Source organism: Candidatus Binatia bacterium (assembly GCA_029243485.1).
Lineage (GTDB): Bacteria > Desulfobacterota > Binatia > UBA12015 > UBA12015 > VGTG01.
In genome coordinates this window covers 17,461-33,486 of sequence record JAQWRY010000053.1, presented here as the reverse complement: position 1 = coordinate 33,486, position 16,026 = coordinate 17,461, and the positions used below count along the sequence as shown (strand labels likewise).

The 16,026-nt window shown below is 65.7% G+C and carries 16 protein-coding genes; 12 read left to right on the top strand and 4 right to left on the bottom strand.

What is annotated here, in order from left to right; genetic code table 11:
• Positions 1–2: 2 nt before the first annotated feature.
• The 4 genes from P8R42_15375 to P8R42_15360 form a co-directional block, all read right to left on the bottom strand.
• Entirely contained in the window at positions 3–1,343 is a 1,341-nt protein-coding gene (locus P8R42_15375; GenBank protein MDG2305996.1) for a tetratricopeptide repeat protein, read from the bottom strand.
• 131 nt (positions 1,344–1,474) lie between these two features.
• A complete protein-coding gene (purN, locus tag P8R42_15370; GenBank protein ID MDG2305995.1) occupies positions 1,475–2,086 on the bottom strand; it encodes a phosphoribosylglycinamide formyltransferase in 612 nt (203 codons plus the stop codon).
• A 67-nt stretch (positions 2,087–2,153) separates the two neighbouring features.
• On the bottom strand, positions 2,154–2,720 hold the full coding sequence (locus tag P8R42_15365; GenBank protein MDG2305994.1) for a class I SAM-dependent methyltransferase: 567 nt from the start codon (positions 2,718–2,720) through the stop codon (positions 2,154–2,156).
• The gene (locus P8R42_15360) at positions 2,717–3,439 is read right to left on the bottom strand and encodes a phosphoribosyltransferase family protein (GenBank protein MDG2305993.1); all 723 of its coding nucleotides are present in this window, start codon (positions 3,437–3,439) and stop codon (positions 2,717–2,719) included. The genes P8R42_15365 and P8R42_15360 overlap by 4 nt, the downstream gene beginning before the upstream one ends.
• 105 nt (positions 3,440–3,544) lie before the next feature.
• Between P8R42_15360 and P8R42_15355 the strand changes: the two genes are divergently transcribed.
• The 12 genes from P8R42_15355 (at position 3,545) to P8R42_15300 (ending at position 16,024) form a co-directional block, all read left to right on the top strand.
• On the top strand, positions 3,545–3,715 hold the full coding sequence (locus P8R42_15355; protein ID MDG2305992.1) for a hypothetical protein: 171 nt from the start codon (positions 3,545–3,547) through the stop codon (positions 3,713–3,715).
• Between the two features lie 12 nt (positions 3,716–3,727).
• Positions 3,728–4,204, top strand: coding sequence for a transcription elongation factor GreA (gene greA, locus P8R42_15350; GenBank protein MDG2305991.1), 477 nt, complete (start codon positions 3,728–3,730; stop codon positions 4,202–4,204).
• Positions 4,205–4,394: 190 nt separating this feature from the next.
• On the top strand, positions 4,395–4,883 hold the full coding sequence (gene rimP / locus P8R42_15345; protein ID MDG2305990.1) for a ribosome maturation factor RimP: 489 nt from the start codon (positions 4,395–4,397) through the stop codon (positions 4,881–4,883).
• Between the two features lie 9 nt (positions 4,884–4,892).
• Positions 4,893–6,419, top strand: a complete 1,527-nt coding sequence (gene nusA / locus P8R42_15340; protein MDG2305989.1) for a transcription termination factor NusA — start codon at positions 4,893–4,895, stop codon at positions 6,417–6,419.
• Between the two features lie 305 nt (positions 6,420–6,724).
• Entirely contained in the window at positions 6,725–9,586 is a 2,862-nt protein-coding gene (infB, locus tag P8R42_15335) for a translation initiation factor IF-2 (protein MDG2305988.1), read from the top strand.
• A 65-nt stretch (positions 9,587–9,651) separates the two neighbouring features.
• A complete protein-coding gene (gene rbfA, locus P8R42_15330; protein ID MDG2305987.1) occupies positions 9,652–10,062 on the top strand; it encodes a 30S ribosome-binding factor RbfA in 411 nt (136 codons plus the stop codon).
• Positions 10,062–10,970, top strand: coding sequence for a tRNA pseudouridine(55) synthase TruB (gene truB / locus P8R42_15325; GenBank protein MDG2305986.1), 909 nt, complete (start codon positions 10,062–10,064; stop codon positions 10,968–10,970). Before rbfA ends, truB begins: the two co-directional genes overlap by 1 nt.
• A gap of 49 nt (positions 10,971–11,019) precedes the next feature.
• Positions 11,020–11,289 carry a 30S ribosomal protein S15 gene (gene rpsO, locus P8R42_15320; protein MDG2305985.1) on the top strand — a complete coding sequence of 90 codons (270 nt, stop codon included), beginning with the start codon at positions 11,020–11,022 and terminating at the stop codon, positions 11,287–11,289.
• A gap of 84 nt (positions 11,290–11,373) precedes the next feature.
• A complete protein-coding gene (gene pnp, locus P8R42_15315; GenBank protein ID MDG2305984.1) occupies positions 11,374–13,467 on the top strand; it encodes a polyribonucleotide nucleotidyltransferase in 2,094 nt (697 codons plus the stop codon).
• Positions 13,468–13,472: 5 nt separating this feature from the next.
• On the top strand, positions 13,473–14,753 hold the full coding sequence (locus tag P8R42_15310) for a pitrilysin family protein (protein MDG2305983.1): 1,281 nt from the start codon (positions 13,473–13,475) through the stop codon (positions 14,751–14,753).
• An 8-nt stretch (positions 14,754–14,761) separates the two neighbouring features.
• Positions 14,762–15,289: a dUTP diphosphatase gene (gene dut / locus P8R42_15305; protein MDG2305982.1), complete on the top strand. Its 528-nt coding sequence runs from the start codon at positions 14,762–14,764 to the stop codon at positions 15,287–15,289.
• Positions 15,290–15,313: 24 nt separating this feature from the next.
• On the top strand, positions 15,314–16,024 hold the full coding sequence (locus P8R42_15300; protein MDG2305981.1) for a phosphoribosylformylglycinamidine synthase subunit PurQ: 711 nt from the start codon (positions 15,314–15,316) through the stop codon (positions 16,022–16,024).
• The last annotated feature ends 2 nt before the right edge of the window (positions 16,025–16,026 follow it).

The window sequence follows — 16,026 nt, the reverse complement described above, 5'->3', positions numbered from 1 at the left end:
CGCTACTGCGCCGCCGCGCGCAGCCGGACCTTCTCGGCCTGGGGTCGGCGGTTCCGCTGGTTCAGACCGACCACGAACGACACTTCGTTCCCGGCCGCGAGGGCTTCTCCGTCGCGGATCTCGCAGTGGCTCACGTGGAAGAAGATCGTCTCGCCGCCGTCGCCATGTGCGATGAAGCCAAACCCGCGGTCTGCGAAGTAGCTCGCGACGCGGCCCTCGACTCTGGGGCGCTCACGACCGAGCACTCGTGCGAGCTCGTCGGGCAGCGGCTCGTCGACGACGCTCTCGGTCGCCGTCGGCTGCCCCTGGGGAGATTCGATGCGCGCAAGGAGGGCATCCAAACGGGCACGCTCCACTTCGCCCGCAGCTTCTTGTTCGGCCGCGGAGCGTAGGTACGGGAGGGCACGCGAGAGCTGTCCGTGCTGGATCAGCACTTCCGCGATGCGCGACTCTACCGCGGCGGCCAGGGTCGACCCCGGAGGGACGCGTCCCCCGGCGAGTCGTTCGAGCTCTTCGAGTGCCGAGCGCGGACGGTTGAGTGCGATCTGGAGCTCGGCGAACTCCATGCGGATCTGGACTTCACCTCGCGGGTGACGCTCGAGCGCGCTGGCCAGAACCTGGGCAGCCTCGGTCACTCGGCCGGCGCGGCGCAGGAACGAACCGAGCGCGACCAACGCGACCTCTCCCTTGGGGAGCTCTGTCGATCGGCGAAGCGCGGCCTCGGCATCTTCGAGGCGATCGCTGCGTTCATACGCGCGGCCGAGCCGCTCCCAGATGACGGACGAGCCGGCGTCGAGGCCGCGGGCCTCCTCGAGGCAGCGGATGGCGGCTTGGTGATTCTCGTCGCGCAGGTAGGTTTCGCCGTAGCTCGCCAATCGGTGCTCGCTACGGATGACACGCTCGCCCGGCCGGTCGTCGAGGTGGGCGCAGCGGTCCAGCGCCGCGCGGGCCCGCTCGGTTTCTCCGACCTCGCGGAGGTTGCGCGCCAGGTGAAAGAGAACCTGAATCTGAATCCCACGGCCGCGCTCTTGTTGTTCCGGTGGAGATGCTGAGTACGACTCGTCGGCGGACTTGAACGCATCGACCGCAGCACGGGGGCGGTGGAGGCGTTCGAGGCAGTAGCCCTTGCGGAACAGGCAGAGATGATAGGCCTGGAAGGTCTCGAGCGCGCGGTCGTACCACGAGAGCGCGCGCGCCCACCGCTTCTTGCGCTGGAAGTGCCAGCCGATCTGACAGTGATAGAGCGCGGCGCGACGCGGATTCAGCTCGACGCAGCGAAGAAAGAACTGCTCGACCCGAGCCTCGTTGCCGACGAGCGAATAGGTTCGCGCGAGTTCGAGCACGAGGTCGAGATCGTCCCAACCCTCGACGCCACTCTCGTCGATTGCACCGTACTGATCGATGACCCGATGGAGTTCGCCCCGTTCGCGCAGCCCTCGTACCTCGGCTGCGGTCGGTGAGCTTCGCTGATCCTTTACGTCGATGGGACGCCTCCCAAGACCCGGCGGCCCTCAACGCGGATAGCGCCGTCGGCGAGGCGCTGAAGCGCGAGCGGATAGATTCTGTGCTCCTCCTCGAGAATCCTCGAAGCGAGGCTCTCTTCAGTGTCGTCGTCGAGTACGGGCACGGCTGCTTGCGCAAGGATGGGGCCGTGGTCCATCTGCTCGTCCACGAGGTGTACGGTGACGCCGGTCACGCGCGCTCCGTACTCCAAGGCTTGTCTCTGCGCATGAAGGCCTGGAAACGAGGGAAGCAGAGCGGGGTGCACGTTCACGACGTGCCCCGGGAAGGCATCGAGGAGAACCGGTGTGATGAGTCGATCGAAGCCGGCGAGCGCGACGGTGTCGACATCGTGCGCACGAAGGATCTCAACGACGGCCTCGTCGAACAGCGCGCGCGTCGCGAACTCGCCGTGCGGCACGACGCTCGTTGGGATGTCGCGTTTCTGCGCATACTCGAGACCGCCCACACCGGCGCGGTTACTGACCACGACGCGCGAAGTGGCATCTAGTCGATGTTCGGCGACCGCGGTGAGAATCGCTTTGAGATTCGATCCGCGGCCCGATATGAGGATGCCGAGATTCATAGAAACGGGGGGCCGCCCGTGAGCGCCTCCAACAGGCTGTCTGTTATTAGGACGATGGCAGGGAAACTCAAGCCCGACGGGCTGCGATTGCGCAGAGGTGCCGTGGCTTTTTTTCATCGCCGCGATCTGCACTCGATGCAGCGGTGATCTCGAGGCCTGTCTCGGGCGCTTCGCAAAGATGTTCGAATTCGCCCGGACCGAGGCAATACTCCCGCCGGGGGTGGCCGGTAGCCTCGAACTGCGCGAGGGCGAACGTCTCGGCTATCAGTACGCCGCCAGGACGGAGCAGGGCGCTCAAGGTGGGGAAGAGCGCCCGGTCGAGGAAGCAGGTCTGGACGATCAGATCGAACGAACCCGTGCGAAACGGGAGGGCGCCCGCATCGGCGACCACCCCGAACGCGGGCCCGCTGGCCGCTCGCCCGACGGCGGCTAGCGAGAAGTCCAGCGCGACCGAGGAGAACCCCAAGTCGGCCAGTAACCTCACGTGGCGGCCGGCGCCGCAGGCGAGGTCGAGAGCTCGACCGGGGGCTCCGGCAGCCGCCAGAGCCGTCGCTTGCGCCACGACGAACGGAGACGGGGGCGCGGGCGGATCAGCGGTCTCGTAGCGGCGGTCCCAGGTAGCGCGCTCCGTCATGGCCGCGCGCCGCTGCGGGGGGTGCGTGCCAGTACCGCGACGTCGACGAGGCTGGCTCCGGCGTCGCGGAGAGCGGAGGCGCAGGACGCGGCAGTGGCGCCGGACGTGAAGACGTCGTCGACCAGGAGGATGGTTCTTCCGGGGACCGGCCGTCGGGCGCGGAAGGCCGCACGCGCGTTCCGGCTTCGAGCGCCTCGTCCCAGCCGTGCTTGGACCGATGCTGCGCTCGTGCGAATGAGGACGTCGGGGGCGAAGCGGCCGGTAGTCGGTGCGAGCCGCGTGAGTGCGCGGGCGAGGAGCGCTGCCTGGTTGAACCCCCGGCTTCTAAGCTTCGAGCGATGCAGCGGGACCGGCACGACGAGGTCGTAGCACAGGCCCGCAGAGGCTGTCCGCTCGGCGAACTCGCGCTCGAGCGCAACGCCGACCTCGGGCGCGCCGTCGTACTTCCACCGGACAATCGCGGCCGCCAGGGTCGAGTCGTCCCGGTAAGGCGAGCAGGCGAGAGTCCTGCGGAAGGGGGGCAAGTCCAGCGCGCAGCGATCGCAAATGGGGGCTGCGGCCGGCTCGGCGCAGTGCCGGCAGGGATCGACGACGTTCCCGAGAGACGCTCGGCAGGCGCCGCAGAAGCGCGGCGGGCCCGCGCGGAGCAGGTCGCGGTCGCAAGCCACGCAGCTCGGTGGGTAGAGAAGTGCCAGCAGAACGTCTACGATCCAGGTCACGGGATGGCTCGCACTCCGCTCCTATAGGGCGGGGCTCGCCTCCGCGAGGCGCGCGCGAACGAATTTGTATCGTGTGCACATGGCCGCGAGCCGGGTAGAGGACTGATGATACGGTTCATGATCGGCGTTGGGTTGGGGGCATCGCTCATGTACTGGTACCTTACCGGCGAGATCCCGTTCCGTGACGAGGTCGAGCGCATGCTCTCCGCCACGGAATCGTCGTATTCTGGACAGGAATATGTGGCGGCAGCAGGCCGAACGGCCTCCGGCAGCTGACCCGAGGAAGTAATGAAAGAGCTACCGATCATCGTGAAGCTCAAGGAGGAGCTGGGAGATCTCCAGGTGGAGATGACCCAGGAACTCCCCAAGCGCCTCGAGGAGGCTCGCGCCCACGGAGACCTGCGGGAGAACGCGGAATACGACGCCGCGAAGAACCGGCAGGGCCTCGTCAGGGCCCGCATGGCTCAGATACGCGAACGGATCGGAGACCTCTCGGTCTACGATCGGGCGAGAATACCGCTCGACCGGGCTTCGTACGGGAGCCGGGTCACCGTCGAAGATGCCGACTCCGGGGCCGAGGTCGAGTACCACATCGTCTTCCCCGAGGAGGTCGAGCGCGGGACCCCGACGATTTCGATCAGCTCACCCATTGGACAGGCGCTGCTGAACAAGGCGGTCGGCGACGAGGTCGTCGTTCACACACCGAACGGCAAAAAGAACATCGAGATCCTCGACCTGAAGACCCTGCACGACCTCGAGGACTGAGAATCTGTCCCAAAAAGTGGGCGGTTTATGTTTTCGTCCAGATTCCGGGCAGTTGTCGGTCCGCGTAGCGCGTGCTAAGCGTTTCCAACCCTAGGCTGTCGAAAAGTGGGCCCCCAGCCCGCTTTTTTTGTTTGTGCCATCTGCTCTTGGCGGACGGAAGACGGTTTTTGGGCTGTTAAGCGGAGAAAATTTGAGCGAACAGGTACCTACAGCGGTGGCGGAGCTCGCCCGACCGGTGGCCGAGGCCCTTGGCCTCGAGCTCGTCGACGTCGAGTTTGCGCCCGGCGGCGGACGGAACGTCCTTCGCCTCGTCCTCGATCGTGAGGGCGGCATCAGCGTCGACCACCTCGCCAAGGTGAGTCGCGAGCTGAGTGACCTGCTGGATGCGCACGACACCGTGCCCGTCGAATACACGCTCGAATGCTCTTCGCCGGGTGTGAATCGGTCGCTGAAGAAGCCGGCTGACTTCAACCGCTTCTGTGGCAAGGAAGTCGCCCTTCGGACCACGACGGCGATCGAGGGCGCGAAGAGATTCGCAGGCCTCTTGGTCTCCGCGGGAGAAGGGGGCATCGAGATCGATGACCGCTCCCATGGCCGACTTTCCGTCCCGTATGGGCTGATCGACGACGCCCACTACGAGCATGACTTCGCCCGGGACCTCCGGGGCGAGCGAGACTGAGAGACGAAGATGGAGCTTCCGCTCGGCCGAGTCATCGAACAAGTCAGCAAAGAAAAGCAGATCGATCGCGATGTGGTCATCGAGGCCGTCGAGAGCGCGATGGTTCAGGCTGCGCGAAAGATGCTGGGCGCCGAACGCCAGATCGAAGCGCAGTACAACCAGGACATCGGCGAGGTCGAGCTCTTCGAGATCAAGCGCGTCGTCGACGAGGTGATCGATCCCCTTTCGGAGATCACCCTGGAGACCGCCCGCAAGAGCTACGACCCCGAAGCCGAGGTCGGCGATGAATTTCTCGCCAAGCTCCCCCGAAGCGACTTCGGTCGGATCGGCGCGCAGGCCGCAAAGCAGGCGATCATCCAGAAGGTCCGCGATGCCGAGCGCGAAATCATCTACAACGAGTTCAAGGACCGGAAGGGCGAGATCTTCTCCGGCATCGTTCAGCGCTTCGAGCGCAAGAACATCATCGTCAACCTGGGCCGCACGGATGCGATCCTGCCCGAGCGCGAGCAGATCCCGCGCGAACGCTACCGGCAGGGTGACCGGATTCGCGCTTACATCTACGACGTCGATCTAACGGCCAAGGGCCCGCAGATCATCCTGAGCCGCACACATCCGAACCTTCTGATTGAGCTGTTCCGTCAGGAAGTCCCGGAGATCTACGAGAGTATCGTCGAGGTGAAGGCCGCGGTTCGCGAGCCGGGCGGTCGCGCGAAGATCGCCGTCGTCTCCCACGATCGCGACGTCGACCCGGTCGGCGCCTGCGTCGGCATGCGCGGAACGCGCGTGCAGGCGGTCGTGCAGGAGCTGCGCGGCGAGAAGATCGACATCATCCACTGGACTGAAGACCCGGCTGAGTTCGTTTGCCGGGGGCTTGCGCCGGCCAAGGTCGCGAAGATCATCCTCGACGAGGACGAGCACTCGATGGAGGTCATCGTTCCCGATGACCAGCTGTCGCTCGCGATCGGCAAGAAAGGCCAGAACGTCACGTTGGCCTCGCGCCTGACCGGGTGGCGTCTCGACGTGCGCGGTGAGTCCGAGGCCGACGAGGAAGTGCGCCAGTCGCGAGCCTCGCTCACCGGTGTCCCGGGAGTCAGTGATGTTACAGCCGAGCTGCTGATGCAGCACGGCTTCAAGTCGGCGGAAGAGATCTCGCTGTCCCCGGTCGACGCACTGGCCGAGGTCGAGGGGCTAGACGCAGAGCGAGCAGCGGCCATCATCGAAGCCGCGATTCCGCACGTAGCGGAGGTCAAGGTGCTCGAAGCCGAGGCGGCGGTGCGAGCCGAAGCCGAGGCAATCGCGAAGGCGGAAGCCGATGCCCTCGCGAAGGCCGAAGCCGAGGCCGAGGCGACACGCGCGCTCGAGGAAGGGCTCGCCCTGGAAGGCGACCCGGCCGCGGACGACTCGGGCGTCGTCTTGGACGATGAGGCCGCACCAGCGGCCGACGAGGCGGCCGTGGCTGCACAAGAGACTCCGCCGGCCGAAGAGGCCACTGCGGCGGCCGAAGAGACCCCGCCGGCCGAAGGGGACAAGGCTTGATCGGAGGCCTGCATAGGCGCCACACGCGCCCCGCGCCGGTCCGCACCTGTGCGGGCTGCGGTGGACGTGCGCCGAAGGACCACATGCGCCGGTTCGGCCTTGTGGGCAATGGTAGCTTGGAGTGGCGACGGGCGGGTGGTCGAGGTAGCTATCTGCACCCGTCGGGGGACTGCGCGACGAAGTTCGTTGCGCGTAAAAAACTCGTGCCGGGGCTGCGCGCCCGCATTGCGCGTGATGCCCGTGAGGCTCTCGTCGCAACGGCCGAGATCTCCTGAGCGGATGAACCGGAGAGGGACCGAAGTACTATGGCCAAGAGGATCCACGAACTGGCGAAGGAATGGGGGCTACCTACCAAGGAGCTCCTCGCCAGAATCGCGGAGCTGGGCATCACCGGGAAGCGTTCGCAGAGCAGTCTTGCGGACGCCGACCTCGGTCGTGTGCAGACCGCCGTTGGACGCGGTTCGGATGCTTCGATCCGAGTGGGCGACGAGCGTGTCGTCGGGGAACGGGTCGTCACCGAGCGTGACTCCGAAGGCGAGGTAACGACCCGCGAGCGGATCGTTGAAGCGCGGGTGGGCACGAACGTGATCCGCCGCCGCCGCAAGAAGGTGGAGGTCATCGAGCGCAAAGAGATCTCGGCGACCGACGCCGGCAATCTCGACGACGGAAGTCTGCTCGACCTCCCGGAAATGCCGCCCGCACCGTTGGAGACACCTGCGGACGATGGCCTGCTGCCGCCCGAGGCGGAGGCTGCGCCGATGCTCGGCGACGATTCGTCGGCCGACGACGACGCGGCGCTCCTAGATCTGCCGGAGCCCGAGAAGCCGGTAGTCGAAGAGTCTGCTCCGGAAGCTCCGGAAGCTCCGGAAGCTCCGGTCGAAGTCGTAGCCGACGCCGACCCTGCAGAGGCGCCCAAAGAGGCTCCTCCCGCGGAGGTGCCAGCCGAAGCCGTCGCCGAAGCCTCGGCGACGGAGATTGCGATCGAGCCCGAGCCAGCAGCGACTACGCCGGCGCGTCAGACGAGGACGGTCGCGCCGCGGATCGATCCGACGGCGCCGAGCCTGGATGACGGCATGCGCCGCGTGCAGGTCCTCGGCAAGATCGACCTGAAAAAGGCCGAGCCGCCGCCGCGCCCCAGCCGACCCGGCCCGGGCGGTGCGGCGCCCACGGGCGTAGCCACGCCTGGGACCGGAACCGACGACACCCCCCGCCGTCGCAAGGGCAAGAAGGTCATTCGCAAGCCGGGTCAGTTCGATCCGTTCAGCGAGCGCAAGGGCGGCCGCATGGGCCGCAAGCCGCAGAAGAAGCGCGCGGCGCCCGGCAAGGAGCAGCGTCGGACCGAGATCACCACGCCGTCGGCCCGCAAGCGTCAGGTCCGGATTTCCGAAGGCATTACGGTCGGCGAACTCGCCAAGGCGATGGGACTGAAGGCCGGCGAGGTCATCAAGAAGCTCATGGAAATGGGCGTGATGGCCACGATGAACCACTTCCTCGATGCGGATCATGCGACGCTCGTCGCGTCCGAGTTCGAGTACACCGTGGAAAACGTCGCCTTCGACGCCGAAAAAGAGATCGAAGGCACCGCGGCCGAGGAAACCAAGGGCGAGTCGGGGCCGCGCGATCCGGTCGTGACGGTGATGGGCCACGTCGATCACGGCAAGACCTCGCTGCTCGACTACATTCGCGAAGCACGCGTCGCGGACGGCGAAGCGGGCGGCATCACGCAGCACATGGGCGCCTATACCGCCGACGTGAACGGCCGCCGTATCGCGTTTCTCGACACCCCCGGCCACGAAGCGTTCACTTCAATGCGCGCCCGTGGTGCCAAGGTGACCGACATCGTCATCTTGGTCGTGGCGGCGGACGACGGCGTGATGCCGCAGACCGTCGAGGCCATCAATCACTCTCGTGCGGCGGAAGTGCCAGTCATCGTCGCGGTCAACAAGATCGATCGTCCCGATGCCGACCTCGAGAAGGTGAAGCAAGGTCTGTCCGACAACGGCCTCGTTCCCGAAGACTGGGGCGGTGACACCACGTTCGTGCCCGTCTCGGCGAAGACGGGCGAGGGTGTTGATCAACTTCTCGAGATGGTGCTCCTCCAGGCCGATTTGATGGACCTGAAGGCGAACCCCGAAATTCGTGCACGCGGCTCGGTCGTCGAAGCCAAGCTCGATCGTGGTCGCGGCCCGGTCGCGACGGTTCTCATCCAAGAAGGCACGCTGCGCGCCGGCGACCCGTTCGTGGTCGGCCTACAGCACGGTCGACTCCGCGCCATGCTGGATTGGCAGGGCAGGCCTGTGAAGGAAGCCGGCCCCTCTACGCCTGTCTCAATTCTTGGCCTGAGCGGCGTGCCCGCGGCGGGCGATTCATTCGCCGGCGTCGCCGACGACGCAACTGCACGCCAGGTCGCCGAACACCGCTCGGACAAGCAGCGTCAAGCCGAGCTCTCGAAGCCGGCGAAGGTTTCGCTGGACGATCTTTACAAGCAGCTCGAATCGGATGCCGCGAAGGAGCTTCGCGTGGTCCTGAAGGTGGACGTACAGGGTTCCATCGATGCCCTCACCGACGCGTTCACTCGATTGGCGAACGAAGAGGTGAAGGTCTCGACGATCCACGCCTCAGTCGGCGGCATCACCGAATCGGACGTCTTGCTGGCGTCTGCGTCGAACGCCGTCATCATCGGCTTCAACGTCCGACCCGAGCCGAAGGCCGGGAAGCTCGCGGAGCGCGAAGGCGTCGATTTGCGCCTGTACACGATCATTTACGACGCGATCAATCAGGTTCGAGATGCCCTGGAAGGCATGCTCTCTCCTGCGGTGCGCGAGCGCACCGTCGGTCGTGCGGAGGTTCGCGAGATCTTTGGTGTCAGCGGCGCCGGAGTCATTGCCGGGTCTTCGGTCAACGACGGCAAGATCCTGCGCGGGGGCCTCGCGCGCCTGCTGCGGGACCACGCGGTCGTCCACGAGGGCAAGATCGGCAGCCTGCGGCGCTTCAAGGATGATGTCCGCGAAGTGGCGTCGGGGTACGAGTGCGGTATCGGGCTCGAAGGCTTCAACGATCTGAAACCGGGCGACGTCATCGAGGTCTACGAGCTTGAGGAAGTCGCGCGTAAGCTCCCGCCGCCGTCACCCAGTGGCAATCAGCCGAGTGCCGCCAGTGTCGCCTGAGATGGGCGGCGCGTCGGCTCTGCTGCCGGCCTGAGTTCGATCGGTTCCAGGAAAGCGGTTCCTGTTTGAAGCGTGATCGCCGACGGCGCGCGGAAGCGGACGCCGTGGCGGCGGGCGGTACGCCCAGCCGTCGCGCCGAACGTGTCGCGAGCGAGATCCAACGAGTGATCGGCCAGATCCTCGTACAGGACATCCGCGACCAACGTGCGGCCGCCGCCAACATCACCCGAGTGAAGGTCACCCCGGATCTTCGGCAGGCCCGGGTGTATTTCGCGCTGCTCTCAAAAGAGCAGGGGGACCCAACCGAGGCGACCGAGGCGCTGGGACGCGTGGTCCCATACCTGCGGCGCCGCCTCGCGAAGGACCTGGAGCTTCGTGTCACACCGGAGCTCCAGTTCTTGTACGACGAAGAACTCGACGAAGCCCGCCACATCGACTCCCTCCTACGATCTCTGAACGACGAAAAGACGGACTAGTGCCCGACGGGATTCTCTTGATCGACAAGCCGAGTGGTTGCACCTCGGCAGACGTCGTCCGCGCGGTGAAGCGCCGCCATCGGCCGTCGAGCGTGGGCCATCTGGGGACACTCGACCCCATGGCGACGGGCCTCTTGCCACTCTGTATCGACGGCGGGACGAGAATCGCGCAGTTTCTCGGCGCCGAGCACAAGGCCTACACCGGACGGATCCGCCTGGGCCTGGAGACCGACACCCTCGACGTGACCGGCAAGACGGTGGCCGAGGCTGAGGTCCCGGAATTCACCGCTGAGCGCGTGGCAGAGGTCGCGGAGACCTTTCTCGGCGACTCCGAGCAGATCCCGCCCATGTACTCTGCCGTGAAGAAGGGCGGAAAGCGGCTATACGAACTGGCGCGCCAGGGCGTGGAGGTCGAGCGAGAGGCGCGACCGATCCACCTGGAGCGGTTCCGGGTCGAGCCGTGTGAGACGCCGGGAGAACTCGATTTCGAGGTCCGCTGCTCCAAGGGGACCTATGTTCGGGTGCTGGCCTCGGATTTGGGCAAGGCGCTGGGAACCCTCGGTAGCCTCGCCAGCCTTCGACGGACGGAATTCGGCTGTTTTCAAATCGAGGAGTCCGCGGAGTTGGATTCAGTTCTCGAACGCGAGCCGGGCGATTTGCCCGTGCTGGCGCCCCGTGAGGCCCTGCGGGGGTGCAGGGAGTTTGCGGTGGATGGCAAAACCGCCTTCGCGATTGCCGCCGGGCAACGCTATGTATTGGACCGACTCGAGAAACCAGCTGCAGAGGAGGCCCTGGGGGCGGTCATCGCCCCCAACGGCGGCCTTCTCGCGGTGCTCGAGTCACAAGAAGGGACATGGCGCCTACGTCGAGTCGTCATGCCCGAGGCAAGCGAACTTTACAGGGCGTGATCCCGATGTTACGGAATTCACGACAGAATCGACAGATGGAGGAAGAACTGTGGCTTTGGCCGCGACGCGCACGCGCGAGCTGATTGACAGCTACCGCGCACACGAGACGGATACCGGATCATCTGAAGTTCAGGTCGCTTTGTTGAGCGAGCGGATTTCAGGGCTGACCGAGCATTTCAAGACCCACGCGAAGGATAATCATTCGCGTCGAGGACTGATCAAGCTCGTCCAGCAGAGACGTCGTCTCCTCGACTACCTCAAGCGGGAAGACCTGGCGCGTTACAAGAAGCTCATTGAGCGCCTGGGCCTGCGCCGCTAACGCGTAGGGCCCGCGCCGCATGAGCAAGCGGCCGGCTCCCGGACTCGGTAAAGGCGCACGTGACGTCCACCGGGGGAGAGATGTATGCAAAAGGTAGTTGAATTGGACTTGGCTGGACGTCCGTTCTCGATCGAGGCGGGCCGCTTGGCCAAGCAGGCCGGTGGTGCGGCATTGTGTCGCTACGGCGACACCGTGGTGCTCGTCACCGCGACGGCCTCGACGTCGGTACGCGACAGTGTGGATTTCCTGCCGCTGACCGTTGATTATCAAGAGAAGACCTACGCCGCCGGTAAGATCCCGGGTGGCTTCTTCAAGCGTGAAGGTCGGCTTTCGGACAGGGAGACTCTCACGTCTCGCCTCATCGATCGCCCGATCCGTCCGCTGTTCCCGCAGACGTGGCGCAGTGAGATTCAGGTCATCGCGACCGTCCTGTCGGCCGAGAAGGACAACGACCCCGATTTCGTTGCACTCTGCGGCGCTTCGGCGGCGCTCTCGATCTCCGACATCCCGTTCGACGGTCCGATTGCGGGCATTCGTGTGGGCCGCGTCGACGGCAAGCTTTGCCTGAACCCAACGGCCGAGCAGGCCGAGGCGAGCGACATCAATCTCCTCGTCGCCGGTAGCAAGGACGCTCTCGTCATGGTCGAGGGCGGCGCCAAGGTCGTTGCGGACGACATCATGCTCGAGGCGCTGTACTTCGCGCACGATGGTCTGCAGCCGATTCTGAAGATGCAGCACGAGCTTCAGAAGGCGATTGGCAAGGCCAAGCGCGAGGCTCCTGAGGCGGTCGTCAACGAGCCGCTGGTGAAGGCCGTTCGCAAGGTTGCGACGAAGCTCATGCAGGCGGGTCTCGACGAGCCGGCGAAGATCGAGCGTTATGCGAAGTTCGATGCCGCGAAGGCCGAAGTGAAGGCCGCTCTCGCCGAGAAGTTCCCGGATGACGGCAAGGCGATCTCCGGCGCGTTCGGTGATCTCAAGGCCGAGCTCGTCCGCGAGCGCATCGTGAAGCAGAAGCTTCGCCTCGATGGTCGTGACCTCACGACGGTCCGTCCGATCGAGTGTGAGACAAAGCTGCTCCCGCGCGTGCACGGCTCGGCCGTGTTCCAGCGCGGTGAGACGCAGGCTCTCGTCACCGCGACCCTCGGCACGTCCTCGGACGAGCAGCGGGTAGACGCGCTTCTCGGGCAGTACAAGAAGCGCTTCCTGTTGCACTACAACTTCCCGCCGTACAGCGTCGGGGAGACGAAGTTCCTTCGCGGCCCCAGCCGCCGCGATGTCGGTCACGGTGCACTCGCAGAGCGAGCCCTCACCCCGGTTCTGCCGGAAGGCGATTCGTTCCCGTACGTGATCCGAATCGTCTCGGAGGTTCTCGAGTCGAATGGTTCGTCGTCGATGGCCACCGTCTGTGGCGGTTCGCTGTCGATGCTCGACGCTGGCGTGCCTCTGGCGGCCCCTGTCGCCGGTATTGCGATGGGCCTGATCAAGGAAGGCGACGACGTCGCCGTCCTGTCCGACATCCTCGGTGACGAGGATCATCTCGGCGACATGGACTTCAAGGTCGCCGGTACGGCAGAGGGTATCACTGCTCTGCAGATGGACATCAAGATCGCGGGCGTCAGCCGCGACGTGATGAAGGCTGCTCTCGAGCAGGCTCGCGACGGGCGTCTCCACATCCTCGGCGAGATGGCCAAGGAGATCGAGAAGCCGCGCGATGAGATGTCGGACTATGCTCCGCGCATTACCACCCTCAAGATCAACACGGACAAGATCCGCGACGTCATCGGCCCTGGTGGCAAGGTGATTCGTGGTCTCGTCGAGGAGACGGGCTGTAGCATCGACGTCTCCGACGACGGCACCGTGCAGGTCGCTTCGGCCGATGGCGCTTCGATGAAGATGGCGGTCGAGAAGATCCAGATGATCACGGCCGAGGCCGAGGTCGGGCGGATCTATCCTGGCACTGTTCGAAAGATCGTTGACTTCGGCGCTTTCGTCGAGATCATGCCTGGTACCGATGGGTTGCTGCACATCTCGCAGATCGCCGCGGAGCGTATCCGCGACGTGCGCGACGTCCTCAAAGAGGGCGAGTCGGTGCGAGTCAAGGTGCTCGAGGTCGACCGGTCGGGGAAGATTCGTCTCTCCCGGAAGGAGGCCATGGCCGATGAGGGGACTGCGGAGTAGGCAGCTTGGGTAACCCCCAGCAGAGTTCCGTACGCAAGAGCACGCTGAGCAACGGGATCCGGGTCCTCACGGAGCCGATCCCGCAGTTCAGCTCCGCCACGATCGGCATCTGGGTAGAGAACGGCTCGCGGTTCGAGTCACCTGCCCAGAATGGGGTCTCGCACTTCCTCGAGCACATGCTGTTCAAGGGCACCGAGCGTCGCAATGCGCGCGAAGTGGCCGAGGAGATCGAGTCTCTGGGTGGTTCGCTCAATGCCTTCACGGGTCGCGAGGTGACTTGCTACCACGCGAAGGTTTTGGACGAGCACCTGCCGATCGCGGTGGACGTGCTGTCCGACATCTTCCTGAACTCCACGTTTCTGGAAGAGGAGATCGAGCGGGAACGCACCGTGATCCTGGCTGAGATCTCCGAGGTCGAAGACGCACCGGACCAGTACGTCCAGGTGTTGTTCGATGAGAAGTACTGGCCGGGCGACCCGCTCTCGCGACCGATCTGTGGCACGGCGGAGACGGTGTCCGGCATGGGGCGCGATGATTTCGTCGCCTTCGTGGCCGAGCGCTATCGTCCCGATCGGATCGTCATTGCGGCGGCAGGTGGCGTCGAGCACGACTGGCTCGTGGAGCAGATTGAGACCCGGTTCGGCCACCTCCAAGGTACTGTCGATCGGGCGCCCGTAGCGATGCCGACGCCGAGCCTACAGCTCGGTGTTCACCAGAAGTCGCTCGAGCAGGTTCAGATGATGCTGGGCATGCCGGGCCTGTCGGCGGTCGACGAGGAGCGCTACGCGGCCTTCGTCCTCAATACGGCCCTCGGCGACGGGATGAGCTCCCGCCTTTTCCAGGAAGTCCGAGAGAAGCGCGGCAAGGCCTACTCGATCTACTCCTACCTGGACTCGTTCTCGAACGCGGGATCGTTCGGTGTCTACGCGGCGCTCGGGGCGGAGTCGGTCCCGGAAGTGATCGACGTGGTTCGCGAAGAGCTGTCCAAGCTCGAGCGCGAAGGCCTACCGGCCGACGAGCTCGAGCGCTCGAAGAACCAGATCAAGGGCGGCATGCTCCTCAGTCTCGAGAGTACGGCGGCTCGGATGCGGCGCCTCGCGGTAAACGAGATCTACTTCGGTCGCAACGTCGAGCCTCACGAGCTCGCCACGTCGATCACCGCGGTGACGGGCGACGATGTTCTGGCGATGGCCAGCCGGTTGTTCTCCGATGGGCGCATGGCAGCCGCGCTTCTCGGCAACCTGGAGGACACCTCGATGGACGGCGCAGCCCTGGGCCTCTCCTAGGCACTCCAATGCCGAGGGGAGGACAGAGCTCCCGTGACGTCGTTTCCGTCGCTATCTGGCGAACGGGCGACCGCGCGGAAACCGCGTTGCCGAAGTACATGACCGACGGGGCCTCCGGGTGCGACATGTCGGCGGCGCTCGAGTCTAAGATCAGCCTGGCCCCGGGACAGCGGGTCCTCGTTCCCACTGGCTGGGCGATCGCACTGCCCAAGGGTCTGGAAGCCCAGGTCCGGCCCCGCAGCGGCCTGGCGCTCCGCAGTGGTCTCACGGTTCTGAACTCGCCCGGGACCATCGACGCGGACTACCGGGGCGAGATTCAGGTGGCGCTCGTGAACTTGGGCCAGGAGACCGTCGAGATCGTGCCCGGTGATCGGATCGCCCAGTTGGTGGTGGCCCCGGTCGTTCGGGTCGCCTGGGAGGAGCGGTCCGCAGGCGAGGCAGAAGCCCTCGCGACCGATCGCGGTTCGGGGGGCTTTGGTCACACCGGGATCTCGCATACACAGGTCGGGGACCCCTCGGATGGATCGGACGACTAGGCAACGACCTCAGAGGTGCGATCCGTGAGGTGGGCGCTGGTAGCGCCGCCGGGGTCCTCGTGGGAGTCGGACTTCGTTGCCGTGCTGCGGGACCTATTCGAGCACCGGGTCGTCTGTGCCCGCGAGCCGACGGACCTGCGCGACGTGGACTGCGTGGCGCTCTGCGGGGATGAAACCTGGGCTCGCACGTTCGTCTCGCAGGCGGTCGCGGCCGGGACGCTCGGCCGTGCCGTCGCGGAGCACGCTTCGGAGGGCGGTCTGCTTCTCGCCATTGGGGCGGGCTTCGGCGCAGCGTGCAGTCTTGGGCTGTTGCCCGGGCGGCTGGTACCGAACGAGCCCGAGGGGTTCCTCGGTCGGATGCTGCCGCTGCGGGTCGAGGGCGTCGCCAACGCCTGGGCGGAGAGGGCGATGGTCGGGGATGTGTGGCGCCTGCCGGTCCGAAGCGCGGCGGCCCGCTTCGTTGCGGCGAAGTCGGAGCTCGACCAACTCGACCGCGATGGCCTCGTCCTGCTCCGGTTCACGGAGGATGCGGTGGGTTCGGATCGCGACATCGCGGCCATCATGAGCCCCCGGCGCAACGTCCTCGGGATTGCCGTGCATCCGGAGAACGTCGTGGATGCGTCTCTCGTCGAGCCGCAGTGGCCCGGGCTCGATTCCGGGCGGATCCTGTTCGAGTCGATTGCCGACTGGGTCGACGTCGGCGCCCATCGCGGCTCGATCGAGTCGGAGCGCTGAGG